Origin of the sequence: gamma proteobacterium SS-5 (assembly GCA_009497875.2) — a bacterium.
GTDB classification, from domain to species: domain Bacteria; phylum Pseudomonadota; class Gammaproteobacteria; order Chromatiales; family Chromatiaceae; genus Magnetovirga; species Magnetovirga frankeli.
The window spans coordinates 2830632-2851351 of the sequence record CP032508.2; the positions used below are offsets into that span (position 1 = coordinate 2830632).

18 protein-coding genes are annotated in these 20720 nt (G+C 62.8%); 11 read left to right on the top strand and 7 right to left on the bottom strand.

The features are described 5' to 3' along the window. The first annotated feature begins 90 nt into the window (after positions 1-90). Entirely contained in the window at positions 91-1380 is a 1290-nt protein-coding gene (gene mtaB, locus D5125_01150; GenBank protein ID QFY88192.1) for a tRNA (N(6)-L-threonylcarbamoyladenosine(37)-C(2))-methylthiotransferase MtaB, read from the top strand. 102 nt (positions 1381-1482) lie between these two features. On the opposite strand, the gene D5125_01155 is transcribed toward mtaB, so the two are convergent. Further along, the gene (locus D5125_01155; GenBank protein QFY88193.1) at positions 1483-1926 is read right to left on the bottom strand and encodes a hypothetical protein; all 444 of its coding nucleotides are present in this window, start codon (positions 1924-1926) and stop codon (positions 1483-1485) included. Positions 1927-2114: 188 nt separating this feature from the next. Next, entirely contained in the window at positions 2115-3149 is a 1035-nt protein-coding gene (locus D5125_01160; protein QFY88194.1) for a two-component system response regulator, read from the bottom strand. 271 nt (positions 3150-3420) lie between these two features. Here D5125_01160 and D5125_01165 point away from each other — a divergent pair, with 271 nt between their 5' ends. The 9 genes from D5125_01165 (at position 3421) to D5125_01205 (ending at position 16809) form a co-directional block, all read left to right on the top strand. Then, positions 3421-4149: a hypothetical protein gene (locus D5125_01165; GenBank protein ID QFY88195.1), complete on the top strand. Its 729-nt coding sequence runs from the start codon at positions 3421-3423 to the stop codon at positions 4147-4149. A gap of 15 nt (positions 4150-4164) precedes the next feature. After that, the gene (locus tag D5125_01170) at positions 4165-7962 is read left to right on the top strand and encodes a PAS domain S-box protein (GenBank protein ID QFY88196.1); all 3798 of its coding nucleotides are present in this window, start codon (positions 4165-4167) and stop codon (positions 7960-7962) included. 53 nt (positions 7963-8015) lie between these two features. Then, entirely contained in the window at positions 8016-9143 is a 1128-nt protein-coding gene (locus tag D5125_01175; protein QFY88197.1) for a SpoIIE family protein phosphatase, read from the top strand. Positions 9144-9166: 23 nt separating this feature from the next. Beyond that, a complete protein-coding gene (locus tag D5125_01180) occupies positions 9167-10210 on the top strand; it encodes a response regulator (GenBank protein ID QFY88198.1) in 1044 nt (347 codons plus the stop codon). Positions 10211-10512: 302 nt separating this feature from the next. Continuing rightward, the gene (locus tag D5125_01185) at positions 10513-10908 is read left to right on the top strand and encodes a hypothetical protein (protein QFY88199.2); all 396 of its coding nucleotides are present in this window, start codon (positions 10513-10515) and stop codon (positions 10906-10908) included. A 419-nt stretch (positions 10909-11327) separates the two neighbouring features. Continuing rightward, the gene (locus D5125_01190) at positions 11328-12122 is read left to right on the top strand and encodes a dienelactone hydrolase family protein (GenBank protein ID QFY88200.1); all 795 of its coding nucleotides are present in this window, start codon (positions 11328-11330) and stop codon (positions 12120-12122) included. A 314-nt stretch (positions 12123-12436) separates the two neighbouring features. Beyond that, on the top strand, positions 12437-13171 hold the full coding sequence (locus D5125_01195; GenBank protein ID QFY88201.2) for a sulfite exporter TauE/SafE family protein: 735 nt from the start codon (positions 12437-12439) through the stop codon (positions 13169-13171). 75 nt (positions 13172-13246) lie between these two features. Further along, a complete protein-coding gene (gene ileS, locus D5125_01200) occupies positions 13247-16063 on the top strand; it encodes an isoleucine--tRNA ligase (protein QFY88202.1) in 2817 nt (938 codons plus the stop codon). A 263-nt stretch (positions 16064-16326) separates the two neighbouring features. Then, on the top strand, positions 16327-16809 hold the full coding sequence (locus D5125_01205; protein QFY88203.1) for a lipoprotein signal peptidase: 483 nt from the start codon (positions 16327-16329) through the stop codon (positions 16807-16809). Positions 16810-16898: 89 nt separating this feature from the next. Here D5125_01205 and D5125_01210 read toward each other — a convergent pair whose 3' ends face one another. Beyond that, the gene (locus D5125_01210) at positions 16899-17378 is read right to left on the bottom strand and encodes a CBS domain-containing protein (protein QFY88204.1); all 480 of its coding nucleotides are present in this window, start codon (positions 17376-17378) and stop codon (positions 16899-16901) included. A gap of 186 nt (positions 17379-17564) precedes the next feature. Between D5125_01210 and D5125_01215 the strand changes: the two genes are divergently transcribed. Further along, positions 17565-18098 (top strand): TlpA family protein disulfide reductase, encoded by a 534-nt coding sequence (locus D5125_01215; GenBank protein QFY88205.1) that lies wholly within the window; start codon positions 17565-17567, stop codon positions 18096-18098. Between the two features lie 76 nt (positions 18099-18174). Here the strand turns inward: D5125_01215 and D5125_01220 are convergent, their stop codons facing one another. From D5125_01220 to D5125_01235, 4 genes are all read right to left on the bottom strand, one after another. Next, positions 18175-18297, bottom strand: coding sequence for a DUF3149 domain-containing protein (locus D5125_01220; protein ID QFY88206.1), 123 nt, complete (start codon positions 18295-18297; stop codon positions 18175-18177). A 337-nt stretch (positions 18298-18634) separates the two neighbouring features. Further along, positions 18635-19504, bottom strand: coding sequence for a hypothetical protein (locus tag D5125_01225; protein ID QFY88207.1), 870 nt, complete (start codon positions 19502-19504; stop codon positions 18635-18637). Continuing rightward, entirely contained in the window at positions 19505-19978 is a 474-nt protein-coding gene (locus tag D5125_01230; GenBank protein ID QFY88208.1) for a hypothetical protein, read from the bottom strand. Between the two features lie 182 nt (positions 19979-20160). Continuing rightward, complete coding sequence (locus tag D5125_01235; GenBank protein QFY88209.1) at positions 20161-20700, bottom strand: ankyrin repeat domain-containing protein; 540 nt, start codon at positions 20698-20700, stop codon at positions 20161-20163. Between the last annotated feature and the right edge of the window lie 20 nt (positions 20701-20720).

Sequence of the window (20720 nt, forward strand, 5' to 3'; positions counted from 1 at the left end):
CCTATTCGGTAGCATAAGCTCACCGACGTTCAACCGAGGCCGCCTCATACCTTGTTGGTCTGAGGCGGAACCTTGCTAAACTTGGTACCGATGATCCTACACCTGAGCAGCCTTGGCTGCCGCCTTAATGAGGCCGAATTGGAGACCTGGGCGCGCCAGTTCCAGCAGCGCGGCCATGTCCTGAGCCCGGACCCACAGCAGGCCGATCTGCTGGTGGTGAATACCTGCGCGGTGACCGATGAGGCGGTGCGCAAGTCACGCAAGCTGCTGCGCCGGGCGCAGCGTGACAACCCCAGTGCCCGGCTGGTGGTGAGCGGCTGCTACGCCTCGCTCAACCCCCAGGAGTCGGCCAGCCTGCCCGGCGTCGATCTGCTCATCGATAACCGCGACAAGCCCCGTCTGGTAGAGCTGGTCTGCCAGCAACTGGACCTGCCGTTGATGCCGACAAGTGCCGCCGAGGCCGAGGCCAGCCCCTTCCGGCGCGGCCGTCAGCGTGCCTTCATCAAGGTGCAGGACGGCTGCCGCTACCGCTGTAGCTACTGCATAGTTACCCTGGCTCGGGGCGAGGAGCGCAGCCGACCGGCGGGGGAGATTATCGATGAGATCAACGCCCTGCAGCACCAGGGCATCCAGGAGGCGGTGCTCGCCGGGGTGCATCTGGGGGGTTACGGTAGTGATACGGGCAGCAGCCTGACGCAATTGATCGGCCAGGTGCTGCGGGAGACCGACCTGCCGCGCCTGCGCCTGGGCTCCCTGGAGCCTTGGGGGCTGAGCGCCGATTTCTGGGCCCTGTTCGCCGACCCGCGCCTGTTGCCGCACCTGCACCTGCCCCTGCAAAGCGGTGCCCGCTCGGTGTTGCGGCGCATGGCCCGGCGCTGTGATCCCGCCAGCTATCGCCAGCTGGTGGCCGAGGCCCGTGCGGCGGTGGCCGGGTTCAACATCACCACCGATATCATCGTCGGCTTTCCCGGCGAAAGCGAGCCGGAGTGGCGGCAGACCCTGGAGTTCTGCGCCGAGATCGGCTTTGGCCATATCCACATCTTCGCCTTCTCACCGCGCCAGGGGAGCAAGGCGGCGACCCTACCGCAGCAGATCCCCACCGAGATCAAGCGTCAGCGCAGCAAACAGCTGGAGCAACTGGCCGTGCAGGGCCGGGAGCGGTTGTTGCGGGACCAGGTCGGCCGCCGGGTGCAGGTGCTGATGGAGGGTAAACAGGCCGATGCCCAAGGCTACTGGTGGGGCTACACGCCCAACTATCTGCGCCTTGCCCTGCCCACCGAGCACGGGCTGGAACTGGGTAACCGCATCCTGGAGGTGGATATTACAGGCTGGCAGGGGGGTCACCTGCTGGGCGAACAGAGGACAGAAGTCGGGGACTGAGGATAGAAGTCAGATCGCTGAAGGCGTTTTGCGCCAGGCTAAGTAACCGATCGCGCAGCGACACCAAACACTGTCCTCCGTCTTCCGTCTTCTACCTCTGAATCAGCTTGGTCCCGCTGCAAAGGTAATGCTGTCGATGCGGCAGCGTGCGGCGGCTGTCTCGGTTGCGGCGTTGGAGCCGGTCAGGGAGAAGGGTACGGCCTTGTTGCCCAGCTGCAATTCAGCGCTCTTGCCCTTGCGCATGGCCTCCAGCAGGGCCTTGCTCAGGGGTTTCTGCAGGGCCTGATTGAAGCTAGCCTCGCCGATCTTGATGGCAAAGGCCTGGGTTTTTTCCGATACGCCGGGGGCGCTGACCCTGAGCATGGGCTTGCAGCCAAGCTGTGCATGGAATTGCAGGGCCAGCCGGGCCGGGCCATTACCGGTGAGGGCGACAAAGCGCCCCTTGCTGGCATCCAGCATGGCCCAGTCACCAAAGGCCAGGGGTTTATCCGCCGCTAGGGCAAGACCGGGAGACAACAGGGATATCAGCAGGAGTAAGTAACGCATGGCGGCATTGTAACGTGCCCGGTCCTGAGGTTAAACCTGAGAACCGGAGTTTTTTTCAGAACAAAGTCCGTGTCTCTACGACATTACGAGTAGGCATGGCAACCTCCCAAACTGAGCTTATGACACATTCTGCCAACGCGTCTTGAGCAAAATAACCCGGCAAAACCGGATCGGAATCGGCCAGGGTATCAGTCGTGATCCATATAGGACTTGCGGAAATTGAGGATCTCGGGCAGCACCTGCTTGAACAGGGGGGTGAGCCTGGGGTCGAAGTGGCTGCCGCTGTCGCGTTCGATCAGGGCGGCGGCATCCTCCACGCTCCAGGCCTTTTTGTAAGGGCGTACCGAGGTCAGGGCATCGAATACGTCGGCAATGGCGCAGATGCGCCCTTCCAACGGGATGTCCTCGCCGGCCAGGCCCTGGGGGTAGCCGCTGCCGTCCCATTTCTCGTGATGGGTCAGGGCGATGGTGCGGGCCATCTGTAGCAGGGGGTTGGGGTTGTCGCCGATGATCTCGGCACCGATCAGGGTATGCTGCTGCATCTGCCGCCATTCGTCGGCATCCAGCTTGCCGGGCTTGAGCAGGATCAGGTCGGATACGCCGATCTTGCCGATGTCGTGCATGGGCGCGGCGTTGAACAGCATCTCGGTCCACTCCGGGTTGCTGCCGTAGGCCTGGGCGATGAGCTTGGCAAAATGGCTCATGCGGATGACGTGGTAGCCGGTCTCGTTGTCGCGGTACTTGGCGGCGCGGCCCAGACGGCGGATGATCTCCAGGCGCGTGGTGTTGAGTTCCTGGGTGCGGGCATTGACCTGCTCGGCCAGTTGCCGCTGCTGATCGTACAGGGCCAGATGGGTGCGGACCCGGGCCGATACCACCGAGGGGCTGATCGGCTTGGTGATGTAGTCCACCGCGCCCAGCTCAAAGCCGTGTTCCTCGTCGGCGCTGTCATCACGGGCGGTGATGAAGATGATCGGGATATCGCTGGTCACCGGGTCGGCCTTGAGGCGCTTGCACACCTCGTAGCCGTCGATGCCGGGCATCATGATATCGAGCAGGATCAGGTCCGGCTTGGGATCGCTGACGGCGATACGCAGGGCCCGCTGGCCATCCAGGGCGACCTTGATATTGTAATTGCGGCGCAGGATGCCGCCGAGGACATCGATGTTATCGGGAACATCGTCAACAATCAGGATAAGCTGGCGCTTGGTTAGGTTTTCCATGGGTTCCCAGGGTGATGGACGGGGCTGCGGGCTGCACGAGGAGATCCGGCAAGCGCCTGGTTTTCGGCTTGCGCGATAGAATCTCATTATTCGACGGAACAAATCAACCGCAGGGCAGCGAGCGTGGTCCTGGACCCGATCAGCGGCAGGATCGGCAGGGGCATTGCCCCTCCTGGGTACCGCGACTATACTTTGTCGCGGCCCGCTGCTGGCGGCTGACGGCTGCCCGCTGAAAGCTGACCGCTGAAACCCGACTTCCACGGTAACCCTGATGCCCCAAACCCACCCCCAGCGCCGGATCCGGTTCCCCAGCCTGTTACTGCTGATCAGCCTGGCCCTGCTGCTGGGGGTCTATTATCTGATCAGTCAGACCCTGGGGGCCTATCTATCCCAGGCCATCACCGAGACCACCCAGGCGGGCAACGCCACCCTGACCCGGGTGTTCGTCAACGACCTCTACCCGCGCCTGGCCGCCGATCTGGGCCTGAGCGGCAATCCACGTCAGATGAAGCAGCAACTCAGCGCGGAAGAGTTGGCCCGGGTCGATCAGGCGGTGCGCAAGTTCATGTTCGGCACCGACATCCTCAAGATCAAGCTGTTCAACCTGGATGGCGTCACCCTCTACTCCAGCGAACCGGCCCAGGTGGGCGAAAAAAAGGCCGACTACCCCGGCTTTCGCGCCGCCTCACGCGGCCGCGCGGCCAGCGAGATCAGCTTCCGGGATGAGTTCTCCGCCTTTGAGGGCAAGCTGTTTCGGCGTGATCTGGTGTCCAGCTACATCCCCATCCGGGCTGCCGATGACAGCATCATTGGCGTTACCGAGATCTACACCGACCGCACCGGCATGATGGGCCTGGCCAACGAACTGGGCCTGCGCCTGAAGGCCCAGCTGATTCCCCTGCTGGCGGTGATCCTGTTTCTGCTGGCGGCCATCGTTTGGCGCTTCAGCTACCAGCTGACCCGGTTGCGCGTGGAACGCCTGGAGCGGGATGATGACTAAGAGCCTGTCGGGCCTGTGATCCAGCGTATCAGTTATCGGGGTGCCGCCCTGCTGTTCATTGCCGCCCTGTTCGTTGGCTCCAGCCTGGTGGCCATCACCTGGTGGCACACCAACAACATCGAACAGGCCACCCTGCTGCGTGCCGCCGAATCCTACGCCAAGGCCATCAGCGCCTTTCGCAGCCTCTATACCAGCGAGGTGATCAACAAGATCGCCGGCAGCGGCATCAGCGCCAGCCCCTTCTTCAAGGGCGAGGCGCACACCATCCCCATCCCCGCCAGCATGAACATCGAGGTGGCCCAGTACATCAACAGCCTGGACAGCAAGATCAATGTCGCCGTGGTCAGTGACTACCCCTTTCCCTGGCGGGCCAAGCGGGAACTCAGCCCATTTGAACGCAATGCCCTGAGCCGCTTTGCCCACAGCAGCCTGGACAGCTACCACGAACGGGTGCAGGAAAACGGCCAAACCAGCCTGCAATACGCCACCCCCATGCGCATGACCGCCGCCTGCGTGGCCTGCCACAACGGCCTGGCGGACAGCCCCAAGACCGACTGGAAGGTGGGCGATGTGCGCGGCCTGCTGGTGGTCTCCCTGCCGGTGGGCGGGGGCAATGTGCAAAGCCGCCTGGGCCTGGCCTATCTGATCGGCTTTATCATCATCAGCTTCATCGTCGCCTTTTCCGTGATCCTCTGGCTGTACAACCGCAATCAGTTGGCCTTTGCCGAGCTGGCGCGCAAGGGCCGCAGGCTGGAGAAGGCCCTGACCGAGCTGAATTTCTTCAAGGATGCCCTGGACCAGCACGCCATCGTCAGTATTGCCGACGTGGCCGGCAACATCACCTACGCCAACGACCGCTTCTGCGAGATCAGTGGTTACCGGCGCGAGCAGGTGCTGGGCCAGAATCACCGCCTGGTGCGCTCCGACGAACACCCGTCGAGCTTCTTCCGCGACATGTGGCAGACCATCACCCAAGGCCAGGTCTGGCACGGTGAAATCAAGAACCGCGCCAGCGACGGCAGCTTCTATTGGGTCAGCTCCACCATAGTGCCCTTCCTGAATGACCGCGGTCGCCCCTTCCAGTATGTCTCCATCCGCACCGACATTACCCAACGCAAGCGCATGGAAGAAGAGAAAGAAAAGGACCGCAGCTTCCTGGCCAGCCTGACCAACGCCATTGGTGACGGGGTTTACGCCCAGGACCCGCAGGGTAATTTCCTGTTCGTCAACACCGCCGCCGCCGAACTGCTCGGCTGGCCGGTGGAGCAACTGATTGGCCAGCCGGTACACCAGACCATCCACCACAGCAACGCCCAGGGCCAACCGGTGGCCGACGCGCAATGCCCCATCATGCGGCAGATCCGGGCGGGGCGGGAATACCGCAGTGATCGGGAATACTTCTGGCGGCGCGACGGCAGTGGCTTTCCGGTGCAGATGGTGGCCGTGCCCCTGCACGAATCCGAGCGCCAGGAAGACCAGACGGTGGGCGTGGTGGTCGCCTTTCAGGACATCAGCCAACGCCTGCAGGCGCAGCAGGAGCTGGCCCGGGCCAAGGAGAGCGCGGAACAGGCAAACCAGGCAAAAAGCCGTTTCCTGGCCAATATGAGCCACGAGATCCGCACCCCGATGAATGCCATCATCGGTATGAGCTACCTGGCCCTGCAGACCGATCTGGACCGGCGCCAGCGCGACTACATCGAGAAGGTCAACCGCTCCGCCGAATCCCTGCTCGGCATCATCAACGACATCCTCGACTTCTCCAAGATCGAGGCCAACCGGCTGGAGCTGGAGCGCATCGGCTTCCGCCTGGACGAGGTACTGGATAATCTGATCAGCATGGTGGATATCCGCGCCCAAGAAAAACGCCTGGAGTTTCTGCTCGACCTTACCCCCGACACCCCCCTGGCCCTGGTCGGCGACCCCCTGCGTCTGACCCAGGTACTGATCAACCTGTGCAGCAACGCCATCAAGTTCACCGAGCGGGGCCAGGTCAGCCTGACCATTCTCCCCGAGCACCACCCTGGGCAGGGCATCGGCCTGCACTTCGCGGTGCGCGATACCGGCATCGGCATGACCGAGCAGCAGCGTGCCGGGCTGTTCCAATCCTTTGTCCAAGCCGATACCTCGACCACCCGCAAATACGGCGGCACCGGCCTGGGGCTGGCCATCAGCAAGCGCCTGGTGGAGCTGATGGGCGGCGAGATCCGGGTAGAAAGCCAGCCCGGCCAGGGCAGCTGCTTTCACTTCAGCGCCGAATTCGCCCTGGACCCCGCCGGGCAGGATCAACACTATGCCAGCCAGGTGGCCGAATGGGTCGGGCGCAAGGCCCTGCTGCTGGAGCCCAACCCCCAGGTACGGCGCGCCTGCGGCAGGATACTGCACGCCTTTGGCCTGCAACTGGACGAGGCCCAGGACGCCGCCGAGGCCCTGACCCTGCTGGCGGCAGAGGCCAGCCCGCCGCTGCTGCTGATCGACAGCGGCCTGCTCGCATCGGCCAACGAGGCCATGCTGGAGCTGTTGCGCCAGGCCGATGCCGGGCAGATCATCCTGCTCGGCGACAATGCCTGGCAGGCCGACCCCAAGGGCCCGGCCACGCCCTATCTGAAATCGGCCAGGGCCCTGGCCAAACCCCTGCTGGCGGGGCGTCTGCGGGATGCCATCGCCCAGCTCTGGGATGGACCGCGCAGCGAGCAGGTCAGCGCCAACGGCGAGGACGAACTGGCCCAGGCCCGGGCCCGGCTGGGCGGTGCCCACCTGCTGCTGGCAGAGGATAATGACTTCAACCAGCAACTGGCAGTGGAACTGCTCCAGGCCAGCGGCATTCGGGTAGAGGTAGCCTGCAACGGCCAGGAGGCGCTGGATTACCTCAACCAGGCCAGCTACGATGGCGTGCTGATGGACTGCCAGATGCCGGTGATGGACGGCTACAGCGCCACCCAGGCGATCCGCGCCCAGGCCCGGTTCGCCGACCTGCCGATTATCGCCATGACCGCCAACGCCCTCACCGAGGACGTGCAAAAGACCCTGGATGTGGGCATGAACGACCACATCGCCAAGCCCATCAATGTGCGTGACATGTTCCTCACCCTGGCCAGGTGGGTCCGGCCCAGCGCCGGGTCCAGCGCCGATGACGCAGCCGCCCAGAGCGATGAGCTGGCACCTGTGGCCCTGTTCGACGATATGCCCGAGGAGCACAGCGCCCTGGCAGAGGATATCGACCTGTCCCGGCTGCGCAGCCTGGATACCGAGCAAGGCCTGGCCCGTCTGGAGGGCGACCGAACCCTGTACCTCGGCCTGCTGCGCAAGTTTGCCGCCAATCAGGCCGATAGCGCGGTCCAGCTGGAGCAGGCCCTGCGGCGGCAGGACAGGGACAGCGCCACGCGCCTGGCGCACAGCCTCAAATCCACCGCCGCCGCCATAGGTGCCGAGCCGCTAAGCCAGATTGCCGCCGAGCTGGAGCAGTTGCTCAAGGCCGCCGACCCGCTGGATGCGACGCGCATTCAACCGCTGCAACGCGCCCTGGGCCAGGGCCTGGAACAGGTGATCGAAGAGATCAAGGGCCTGGCACCGTCGGCCAACCCGGCGCAGGGCACCAGACTGACCCAACCCGAGCTGCAACAGGCCCTGGGGGAACTGCGCGAGGCGCTGGAGAATTTCGATGTGCAGGCAGAGGAAATGCTGGCAGACATCATTCAGGGGCTGAACAATACCGACCTGAAGCGGGAGCTGGGCCTGATTCTGCAACGACTGGGCAACTACGACTTTGAGGGTGCCCTGGAGCAGCTAGACAGAAGACTGAGGACTGAGGACTGAGACAGAATCTCACGGCCAGGAAACACATTCGGTAGCCAAGTGGAAACCCATTCATGACTGCAAGCAGCAAGCCCCTCATCCTCTCGGTGGATGACGTAGCAGAGAACATCCATGTGATCAAGGGCATACTCTCTGATGACTACAGGGTATCCGCTGCCATCAACGGTCCGCTGGCGCTCAAGATCGCGCATAAGCAGCAGCCGGACCTGATCCTGCTGGATGTCATGATGCCGGAGATGGACGGCCACGAGGTCTGCCGCCAACTCAAGGCCAACCCGGTCACGGCGCACATCCCGGTGATCTTCGTCACCGCCATGACCGAGGAAAAGAACGAGGTGGCCGCCCTGGAGCTGGGCGCGGTGGACTATGTCACCAAGCCCATATCGCCGCCGGTGCTGCGCAGCCGGGTCTCGGCCCAGATCCGCCTGGCCCGCCTGCGCCGGGAGCTGGACGAAAAAAACCGCCTGCTACAGGCCGAGCGCGATTTTCTCGAACAGCTGGTCGGCCAGATGCAGGAGGAAGACCGCTTCGACGCCAGCCAGCTAAGCTACCTGCACCGCCCCCTGGAGCGCACCGGCGGCGACCTGATACTCTCCGCCCGCCGCCCCGATGGCGGTCGTCACCTGATGGTCACCGACTTCACCGGCCACGGTCTGCAGGCGGCCATCGGCGGCAGCCTGGTGGCCTACATGTTCTACTCCATGACAGCACGCGGCTGCCCGGCAGAGGAACTGCTCTGCGAGATCAACCGGGTGCTGCAACAGAAACTGCCGATCAATGTCTTCATGGCCGCGGCCCTGGCGGAAATCCCCCCCGAGGGGGGCCGCCTGCGCCTGTGGAATGCCGCTATGCCCGACTGCCTGTTGCAGCGGGCCGATGGCCAATGGGCCCCTCTCGGCTCCAACCTGCTGGCCCTGGGCATTGTCGAATCACTGGACCCGGATGGGGCGCAGGAACAGCCCTTCAACCCCGGCGACTGCTGCTATCTCTTCAGCGACGGCATCACCGAGGCGGAGAACCCGATGGGCGAGGCCTTTGGCGCGGAGCGCCTGCGCCAATGGCTACAGACCCAGGGGCCAGGCCAGGACCTGGCCCAGGCCCTGGAGCGGCAACTGAGCGAATTCAGTGCCGAACGCGGCCAGCTGGATGACCTGACCCTGGTAAGGCTCAGGGCCGAATAGCGCAAAGACACCCCAATCAAGCCATGCACGACACACAGCACAAACCCCTGATCCTATTGGTTGACGACACCCCGGAAAACCTGGACGTACTGCGCGGCATACTCACCCCCAGGTACCGCATCAGCGCCGCCACCAGCGGTGAGCTGGCCCTGCGCATCATCGCCAAGAACCGGCCCGACCTGATCCTGCTGGATGTGATGATGCCCGGCATGGACGGCTACCAGGTCTGCCGCCAACTCAAGGCCCATGCCGAAACGGCCAGTATCCCGGTGATCTTCGCCACCGCCATGACCGAACTGGATGACGAGATGCGCGGCTTCGATGCCGGCGCGGTGGACTACATCACCAAGCCGGTTCATCCCGGCATAGTCCATGCGCGGGTTGCCGCCCAGCTGGCCCTGGCCAACCAGCGCCGCGCCTGCGAGACCGAGGTAGAGCGCCGTACCGGCGAGCTGAGCAAAAGCCAGAAGGCGGCCATCTTCATGCTCGGCCAGGCCGGCCACTACAACGACACCGACACCGGCGTACACATCTGGCGCATGGCCGCCTATTCCGCCGCCCTGGCCCGCGCCCTGGACTGGCCGCTGGAGCGCAGCGAGTTGCTGCGCGATGCCGCCGCCATGCACGACACCGGCAAGATCGGCACACCAGACAGCATACTCAAGGCACCGCGCAGGCTCACGGCGGAAGAATGGGAGATCATGAAGCAACACGCCCGCATCGGCTACAGTATCCTCCGCCACAGCGACACCCCGCTGTTCCGCATGGCCGCCGAGGTGGCCCTGGGCCACCACGAAAAATGGGACGGCAGCGGCTACCCCCAGGGCCTGGCCGGCGAGGCCATCCCCGCCAGCGCCCGGGTGGTGGCCATCGCCGATGTGTTCGACGCCCTCAGCATGCGCCGCCCCTACAAACCCGCCTGGCCCCTGGAGCAGACCCTGCAAACCCTGCAAGCGGATGCAGGCAAGCACTTCGACCCGCAGATGCTGAACGCCTTCCTCGGCATCATCGACGAGATCCTGGAGATCAAGCAAAAATGGGACGCCAAGGAGACCCAAGGCCACTAGACACAAAGCCAGGGCCAGGCCGCAAGGCTGGTGCTACAACGATAATGTACGCTGTGGGCATTACCCACTTGTCCCACCTCGATCGGTACGCGGCTGGATCGCGGGCAAGCCCGCTCCCACCGGCAGGCCTAATGGTGTAGGAGCGGCCTTGGCCGCGAAGGGTGCTTGAAAAGTCAGAAGTTTGAAGGGTGAAGTTTGAAGGAATGAGCCCTTCGGGCGTTTTTTAGCATCGTGAGCAAGCCCGCTCCCACTGGGACTGGCCTATTGATACGGTAAAAAATGACCAGCTTGGGCTGGAACAAATGGGTAATACTCACCCCCTGAGTCCACATATTATGTTTTTAACGGTTAAGCAAGCCATCAAGTTATTGAACCTTGTAGCGATAATCTTTTTTGGGGCTCTGGTGGTCTTTGCAGTACCCTCTTTTTTTGATGCCGAAATTGAAGTAATCAATAACTCTCCTGAGGTTGTAATGGTTGTAGCAGAATGGAGAAACAGCCAGAAAGAAATTGGCCCCCTAGATTCCAATTCATCGTTTCAATTCAGCATTGATGATGAGGCCGCAGTGAAGTTCAAAGTAAACTACGCCAGTGGCAAAGAGTTTGCGACTGAGCCGTTGTACTTCACTAGCGGAATCAGGGTGATTGCGAACATTACAAGCGATGGCGTTAAAGTGAGTTATGATTATGAAAGATAATAAAATACACAACAGGTCACCTGATTACCCACAAAGCTCAGCCAATCGAATAGGGCGGCCCGTGGCCGCCGGGCAACCACTAGGAGCCTGTCGGATTTAGGATGCTCCTACTGCACCGGTGGGAAGAACGGCCCAGAATGGTTTTAAACATTGGCCCCGATTTTTCGTTGCGTAGGCCAACTCAGCGCCTCAAAATCGTGAAAATTTGTTCTCGTTCTCCCACCTTGCTCGCTACGGACACCTAAACCCGACAGGCTCCTAGCCGAAGGGCCGAGGCCAGCAGCCACTCGCTTCGACCTCGCTCAGCGAGCGGCCTAAGCGGCCAGTGAATGCCTTAAGTTGACGCCATTGACCCAAGACCGACCACCAGGATGAACCAACCGCCTTCTCACTCAAACACCAATTAAGAGGAAATACAGATGCCTAAACTGACCCTGCTCACCGGCCTGCTGTGTGCTGGCCTGCTCTCTTCATCCCTGGCCCTGGCCGAGGTAATCAGCCAAGAGGTGGATTACCAGGACGATGGCGAGACCCTGCGTGGCGTGCTCTACTGGGACGACCGCATCAGCGGCAAGCGCCCCGGCGTGCTGGTTTATCCGGAATGGTGGGGCCTGAACGCCTACGCCAAGCAGCGGGCAAGGATGCTGGCGGAACAGGGCTATCTGGTATTCGCCGCCGACATGTACGGGCCGGACAAGGTCACCCGTGACGCCTCCCAGGCCAAGGAATGGATGAGCGAGGTGGTGGCCGACCCCGAACTCTGGCGGCAACGGGCCCAGGCCGCCCTCAAGCAGCTGCAACGGTCGGATAAGGTGCTGCCTGAGCGGATCGCCGCCGTGGGCTACTGCTTTGGCGGCGGCACCGTGTTGCAGATGGCCTACGGCGGCGGCGCGGGCCTGCTTGGCGTGGTCAGCTTCCATGGCTCCCTGCCTGCCGCCCCGGCGCAGAGCAAGGGTAAGATCCAACCCCAGATCCTTGCCTACCACGGTCAGGCCGACAGCTTCGTCAAGCCGGATGTGGTCAGTAACTTCCAGGCCAGGCTGGAGGAGGCCCAGGCCCAGTGGCAGATGGTGACCTTCGGCGGCGTGCGCCACAGCTTCACCAACCCCAAGGTGGGTGAATACGGCATACCCAACCTGAAATACGACGAACTGGCCGACCGCCGTTCCTGGGCCGGTGCCCTGGCCTTTCTCAAGGAGCTGTTTGCCCGCTAGGAGCCGGATCGCAAAGGGCGCAAAGAAAACGCAAAGGTCGCAAAGTTTGACCTGATTACCCACAAACCTCAGCCAATCGGACAGGTCGGTCCGGGGCAGCGTGGGAGGGCGGCTTGCTGCGCGACCTGGCAGGGTCGCTGGCAGCTGAACCCTTCCACATATTCAACCTAACGGACATGGAGCGGACAGCGACACCCCGGAACATGAAACACCTTATTGTGCGCTTCGGGACTCGGGGTTCGGGACTCGGGACTCGAAAATTGCCACGGATGTTTCACAGTATATTCCTCAGTTTTTTAGGTTCAAGGACCATCATGCTCGAAACCCTCAGTACCCCGCAATGGTCGGCGGCGGCGGCCATTGTCGCCCTGGCCTATTTTGTGCGCGGCATCACCGGCTTTGGCTCGGGGCTGATCGCCATCCCCCTGCTGGCGCTGATGCTGCCGCTGCCCCTGGTGGTACCCCTGATCGGCCTGCTGGATTACATCGCCTCGGCGGCCCACGGCGTCAAACACCGCGAGGCCATCGTCTGGCGTGAGCTGCTGCCACTGCTGCCCTTCACCCTGATCGGCGTCGGTCTGGCCCTGTACCTGTTCAAGACCCTGGATGCGGTCCTGCTCAGCCGCGTGCTGGGCGGTTTTGTCCTGCTCTATGCCCTGTATTCCCTGCTGGGTCGGGAGCCCTCTGGGCAGGGCAGCCGCCTCTGGTCGCCTCTGGCCGGGGGGCTGGGCGGTCTGGTGGGCACCCTGTTCGGCACCGGCGGGCCCTTTTATGTGATCTATCTACACTTTCGTGGCCTGCACAAGAGCGCCTTTCGCGCCACTATCGCCACCATCTTCCTGCTGGATGGTGCCAGCCGCATTATCGGCTACAGCCTGTCCGGGCTGTATAACCGGGACAGCCTGCTGGGGGTGCTGATCGGTCTGCCGCTGATGCTGCTGACCCTGTGGCTGGGCGGTCGCGTGCATGTCAATCTCAGCCAACAGACCTTTCGCAAGGCCATAGGCATTCTCCTGATCGGGGCCGGGCTGGCGCTGATTCTGCGTTGACCACCGCCCTGCTTTTGGGCGGGAAAAACCGTACAATGCGGCCCTTTCCCCCTCAGCAATCAACAAGGCACCCCAGTGACTGACTACAAGGCCACCCTCAACCTGCCCCACACCGCCTTCCCGATGAAGGCCAACCTGGCCAATCGCGAGCCGGAGATGCTCCGCGCCTGGCAGGAAAAAGACCTCTACCGCAAAATTCGCCAGGCCTGCGCCAGCCGACCCCGGTTTATCCTGCATGACGGCCCGCCCTACGCCAACGGCGAGATCCACATCGGCCATGCAGTCAACAAGGTGCTCAAGGACATGATCGTCAAGTCACGCGGCCTGGACGGCTTCGACGCCCCCTATGTGCCGGGCTGGGATTGTCACGGCCTGCCCATTGAGCTGCAGGTGGAAAAGAAGGTCGGCAAACCGGGTCGCAAGGTCAGTGCCGCCGAGTTCCGCCAGGCTTGCCGCGACTATGCCAGCAAGCAGGTCAACCAGCAGCGCGAGGACTTCCAACGCCTGGGCGTGCTGGGTGACTGGCAAAACCCCTACCTGACCATGGACTACGCCACCGAGGCCGGCATCATCCGGGCGCTGGGCCGCATCGTTGCCAACGACCATGTGCAGAAGGGCTTCAAGCCGGTGCATTGGTGTACCGACTGCGGCTCGGCCCTGGCCGAGGCCGAGGTGGAGTACGCCGACAAGGAATCCTTCACCATCGACGTGCGCTTCCCCCTGCTCAACGAGGCCGCCCTGTTCGAGCGCTGCCACAGCGTGCCCGATGGCCATGGCGAGGGGCCGATCAGCGTCGTGATCTGGACCACCACCCCCTGGACCCTGCCCGCCAATCAGGCGGTGGCGCTGAACCCGGAGCTGGAATACGCCCTGGTGCAGGCGGGCAAGGAGCGCCTGCTGCTGGCGGAGGGCCTGTTGAAGAGCACCCTGGACCGCTGGGGCATAGAAGACTACCGAGTGCTGGCCTACGCCCGTGGCGACAGCTTCGAAGGCCTGCGGCTGCAACATCCCTTCTATGCCCGCGAAGTGCCCATCATCCTGGGCGAGCACGTCACCCTGGATGCCGGCACCGGCGCCGTGCATACCGCGCCGGGGCATGGCCTGGAAGACTATATCGTCGGCCGCCGCTACGATCTCGCCGTGGACAACCCGGTGGGCGGCGATGGCCGCTTTGTCGAGGGTACCGAGCTGTTCGCCGGCGAACACGTATTCACCGCCAACGAAAAGGTCATCGAGGTGCTCAAGGCCCGTGGCATGCTGGTGATGGAGGCGCGGGTCAAGCACAGCTACCCGCACTGTTGGCGCCACAAGACGCCGATCATCTTCCGCGCCACACCCCAGTGGTTCATCAGCATGGAGCACAACCGCCTGCGCGCCGACGCCCTGACCGAGATCGACAAGGTGCGCTGGATGCCCGACTGGGGCCAGGCGCGCATCCAGGGCATGGTGGCCAACCGGCCGGACTGGTGCATCTCGCGCCAGCGTACCTGGGGGGTACCCATCGCCCTGTTCGTGCACAAGCAGACTCAGGCGCTGCACCCGGAGACGGCGCGGCTAATCGAGGAAGTCGCCCAGCGCGTGGAGCAGGCCGGCATCCAGGCCTGGTTCGACCTCGACCCAGCCGAACTGCTGCGCGAGGACGCCGAACACTACGAGAAAGTCGCCGACACCCTGGATGTCTGGTTCGATTCCGGCGTAACCCACAGCTGTGTGCTCGACCAGCGCGACGAGCTGCAATCCCCGGCCGATCTCTACCTGGAAGGCTCCGACCAGCATCGCGGCTGGTTCCAGTCGTCCCTGCTCAGCTCCGTGGCCATGTACGGCCGTGCGCCCTACCGTCAAGTTCTGACCCACGGCTTCACCGTGGATGCCGATGGCCGCAAGATGTCCAAGTCCCTGGGCAACGTGGTCAGCCCGCAGCAGGTCATGAAGACCCTGGGCGCCGACATCATCCGCCTCTGGGTCGCCGCCACCGACTACCGCAACGAGATGAGCGTCTCCGACGAGATCCTCAAGCGCATGGCCGACGCCTACCGTCGCATCCGCAACACCGGCCGCTACCTGCTCGCCAACCTGCACGACTTCGACCCGACCAGCGACCTGGTCGCGCCCGAGCAGATGCTGGCGCTGGACCGCTGGGCGGTGGATCGTGCCCTGCAGTTGCAGGAGGAGATCATCGCCGCCTACCGCGACTACCAGTTCCACCTGATCTACCAGAAGGTGCACAACTTCTGCGTCACCGACCTCGGCGGCTTCTATCTGGATGTCACCAAGGACCGCCAGTACACCTGCCAGAGCAACAGCCTGGCGCGGCGCTCGGCGCAGAGCGCCTGCTACCGCATCGCCGAGGCCCTGGTGCGCTGGATCGCACCCATCCTCAGCTTCACCGCCGATGAGATGTGGCACTATCTGCCCGGCGAGCGCGCGGATTCTGTGTTCCTGGAGACCTGGTTCGACGACCTCAGCCCTCTGGCAGACAGCAGCGCCATGAACCGCGCCTTCTGGGACCGGGTGCTGGAGGCCCGTATCGCCATCGGCAAGCAGCTGGAGGGGCTGCGCAAGGCAGGCACCATTGGCAGCAGCCTGGATGCCGAGGTGGACATCTATGCCGATGCCGAGACCCTGGCGCTGCTGGGCCAGTTGGGGGATGAGCTGCGCTTTGTCCTGATCAGCTCCTACGCCCGCCTGCACCCGCTGGCCGATGCACCGGCTGATGCCATTGCCACCGATCTGGCCGGGATCAAGCTTGGCCTGTCCGCCTCCGCTCACAGCAAATGCGTGCGCTGCTGGCACCACCGCGCCGATGTCGGCAGCCATGCCGAGCATCCCGAGCTGTGCGGTCGCTGCTTAGAAAATGTGGTCGGCGAGGGCGAGCAACGGCGGTTTGCTTAATCCTAAAAAAGCATTTGGCCACAGAGCCACAGAGTACACAGAGAAAAATCAATGTGTTGGAAAGTGAACATGCAACACCTTCTAGGTGAGCCCGGTCTGATGGGTAACTCATTGAAACAACTCTGTGATCTCGGCTCAGGCTCCAGGCTTCGCTCTACCTCCTCCGTCCCTGGAGTCGTCGGCTCTGGCTCCAGGCTTCGCCCTACCTCCTCCATCCCTGGAGTCGTCTGTGTCTCTGTGGCTTAACTGAGGAATATAGGTTAATGCGCCGCTCGCCCTGGCTCTGGCTTGCTCTGGCCGTGATCCTGTTGGATCAGGCCAGCAAGCTGTGGGTGCTGGCGGTGTTCGAGGACTACCAGGTGCTGCCGGTCACCGGCTTCTTCAATCTGGTGCTGGTGTATAACGAGGGCGCCGCCTTCAGCTTCCTCGCCAACGCCGGCGGCTGGCAGCGCTGGTTTTTCATCAGCCTGGCGCTGATCATATCCGTAGTGCTGTATCGCTGGCTCGGTCAACTGAAGCCAGATGAACGCCTCACCGCCGCCGCCCTGGGCCTGATCCTCGGCGGTGCCTGGGGTAACCTGATCGACCGGGTTATCTACGCCAAGGTGGTGGACTTTCTCGATTTCTATTATCGGCAATGGCACTGGCCCGCCTTCAACCTGGCCGACAGCGCCATCAGCTTGGGCGTAGCCCTGCTGCTGCTGGCCATGCTGCGGGAGGGGATCCAGGCAAAGGACCGATCCTAACGGGCGGGGAACGGGCAGCGACTCCCTGCGGGACGGCCTATGGGTAATAAGCAAGCTCAGGCTCGGACCCAGGCCTGCCCCGGCCTTATTCAGACCACATGCACGGCGGCGACCGCCTCGGCGATGTTGACCTTGAAGATGGCCTTGTGTACGTCCCCCATGCTGACCACGCCCACCAGGTAGCCGCCATCGGTAACCGGGATGCGGCGGAACTTGTGCCGAGCCATGACCGAGGCGGCACGCAGGATATGGGTATCCGGGGTGGTGCTGATGGCACCCTTGGTCATCAGGTCGGAGACCTTGAGCCGTACCACCTCCTTGTAGCGCCCCATCATTTCATCCATGTCCACCGAGGCCAGGCCGCCCTCCACCGCCATCAGGTCTTCCAGGCTGGGGAACATCCGCGCCAGCACGTCCTTCTCGGCGATGATGCCCACCAGCTTTCCCTCATCATCGACCACCGGGAGACCGCTGATACGATACAGACACATCAGCGAAACCACCTCCAGCAGGGAGGTATCTGCCTTAACCGAACGTACATTACAACCCATGATATCTTTAACCAGCATGCACTTGCCCTCTCTTGTTTGTTATTGGGATCGAGACAGTTGAGCCCTGCCCGTGGCTATTTCATTGCTCTTTGTACCACTATTTCCGCTCGAAACGCGGAAAAAATGCCTCTCCTGGCCCTCAAATTTTCTCTGCCTGCATAGATGATATAAATTTTAGAACCCGGCAATATTCGAAAAGAACCTATGACTTACACACCAATCAGGGTCGCAGACCCCAGCTTTGATCCCGCCACCCGGCGGCTTGGCCGATCCGGCTGGATGCTGGGCCTTGGCCTGTGGCTGCTGGTCGGCTGGCCCGGCCTGGCCGCGCCGATCGACTTCAGGCTCAATGACCTGGACGGCAAGCCGGTGGATCTGGGGGCGCAGCGCGGCCACTGGCTGGTGCTCAATTTCTGGGCGCACTGGTGCGCCCCCTGCCGTAGCGAGATCCCTGAGCTGATCCGCTTTCAGACCCAGCACCCCGATATCCGCCTGTTCGGCATCCATGCCGAACAGGCAGATGCCGCGCAACTGAGGGACTTCATCCAGCGCTTTGAGCCCAACTACCCGCAACTGCTCATCGGTGAGCTGCCCCTGACCCCCATTGAACCGCTCAAGGGTCTGCCCACCACCGCCATCATCAACCCCCAGGGAGAGTTGGTGAGCAAGCATACCGGGGCGGTGAGCGCCGCCGTGCTGGAGCGCTTTTTTATCCAGGAGGGGGTGATTGGGCACTGAGCCAGGGCCTGAGAAAAAAACGGCACCCCAGGCCGAGGCCTGGGGTGCCGTTTTGGCTCGGAGTCAGCGGTTTAGGCTACTCGTCTTCTTTGGCGTTTCTGATTTTATTGATGAAATAGACAACATACACCAGACCGATGACCAGCGTTGCGCCGATTATGGCCAAGGAGGCATAGAGTTCAATTTCCAATGCATCCATCGTTTTCCCCTTGTGAATTTCAAGCAGGTAAGATTCTAGGGGAAAGGGTCGTTGCAGGCAAGCCTTTTCTGGTCCAGGTTATTGATCTTTAAGCAAAAAAGACCGAGTTTTTTGCTGGGTAATGAAGCCCTGTCCCGAGCGCGATCCCTGGCATAGCGCCAGGAGCCTGTCGGGTTTAGGTGCCCGTAGCGAGCAAGATGGGAGAGCGAGAACAGATTTTCACGATTTTGAGGCGCTGAGTTTCCCTACGCAACGAAAAATCGGGGCCAATGTTCAAAACAATTCTGGGCCGTTCTTCCCACCGGCGCAGTAGGGGCACCCTGAATCCGACAGGCTCCTAGGTCGAGTCCAGCGGCGGCAGGATCTCCACGTCGTCCATGCCCACCAGGCTTGGCAGGGCGTTGATCACCCGATCCAGCCAGGGGCGCAGCTCGGGGTCGTGCAGCTGGTCGCGCTCCAGCCCCTCCAGCCAGGCGTAGAGGGCGAGCTCTAGCTGTTCGCGGGTGCGCACATGCTGGCTGAGGTCATGCAGCAGGTGGGCATACTGGGTGCGCGTGGGGGACATGCCCAGCTGGGTAAACAGCTCATCCAGCTGCTGCATGATCGGCCGTGCCTCCTCGCCCAGGCCGAAGTCCTTGGGCCGGTAACAGACCAGCCGTTGCGATACCCGATTGACCCAGATGCGGTAGCTGGCCTTCTGCAGGGAGTGATAAAGCGGCTGGTCGGAGATCAGCAACAGCAGCAGATAGGCCGAGTTGGCGTAGTAGGAGGCATCCTTTATCTGCCACTGCTGGCTGTCCAGAAAACGCGACAGGCGGATGTGCTCGCGAAAATCCGCCTCGTGCAGCTGATCGATGATGGCCAGGGTCTTCTCCCCCTCGCTGAAGGCGCAGGCCTTGCTCATCAGGTCATCGAAGGGGTCTATGGGCGGCTCCTCGCGGCCGGCCTCATCCCGGCTGGGTGGCAGGATCACCTCCGGCGGTGGCGGTTTCTTCTGGCTGAAGTCGTGATAGAGGATGTGCGGATAGTCCAGGGCCTGGCCCAGGGCATTGGCAAAGGCGGTGCGGTGGCGCGCAGGCTCGCCCTCCAGGTTCAGGCAGCGGATGCCACGCAGCGGGCTGTTGAGCAGGCAGCGGATTTGAAAGCTGTAGTCGTCATTGGACTCGAAACCGAATCGGGCCAGGCGTTTTTGCAGGGATTCGCTCATCTATTTCGGATTCGGGATCAGTTCCCGCGCCAGGTAGAAGGAATAGAAACCCTCGGCGCTGGTGCTGCCCAGATAGCGCCAGCCCTGGTCCGGGCTGTTGAGGTAACGCAGATAGGCGGTGGTGGCCTGGGCCGGGTCCTGGCCCTCGATGCGGTAGTCCACGGCAAAGCGGGTCTCGCCAAAGGGGGCGAAGTCATACAGGGGCCGGGCGGCACGGACCTGGATCACCAGCAGGCGCTTGCGCGCTAGCCTCAGCGCCTGGTCGGCCACCGCGCCCAGGTCCCCCTGGCCGAGGGAGTGGGAGAGGGATTTGATGCCGCCCTCAAGCAGGTCCGTGCTCAACCGCTGGCGCAGCATCTGGTAGATGGCCGGGTCGGACACCTGGGCCACCTGCTGGTAACGCAGAAAGCCGCCGCCAACAAGCAGCAGGGCGAACAATACCGAGACACCGAGAATGCCGCTGGGCTGGCGCATGAGATCCTCAACAAGGTGGTGGATGGGCCTTGCAGCATAGCAAATTGGCCGCGGGATTCATTTTAACCGAACGGACATGGAGCGGACAGCAACACACGGGAATATGAAACATCTCATAGCGGCTCCGGGTCTCGGGCTCGTGATCGCCGGGAGGGCATAGGGCGGCCCGTGGCCGCCCTGCCTCAGGGCAGCAGGGGCAGCACCTCCGCATGGCCCTTGCGCTCTGCCCAGTCCCGTGCGCTCAGGCCCTTGAGATCGCGCAGGGCGGGGTTGGCCCCCAGCGCCAGCAGGCGCTCGACGCTGGCCCTGTGCCCCATGTTGGCGGCCCAGATCAGGGCGCTCCAGCCGTTGGTCTGCTCCTGGTGGTCCAGATTGGCCCCGGCGGCGTGCAGCCGCTGCAGGATCTCGACATGATTGTTGGAGGCAGCCAGCAGCAGGGCGGTGTAGCCCCCCTTGTCGGCCAAGTCCACCTCGGCATCCAGTAACAGGAGGCGCTCCACCACTTGCAGGTGGCCGTTATGCGCCGCCTTCATCAGCGGGGTCCACTGACAGCTGTCGCGCACATCGGGGTCGGCACTGGACTCCAACAACTGCTCCAGACGGGCGATATCACCCGCCTCGGCCGCGCCGATCAGCGGCGGCTCGGCCGACACATCCTCCTGTGCCTGCTGGCCGCAGCCCAGCAGCAGGAGACTCAAAAACAAGGCAAGGGTGAATTTCATAGCGGAATTGTCGGACAAAG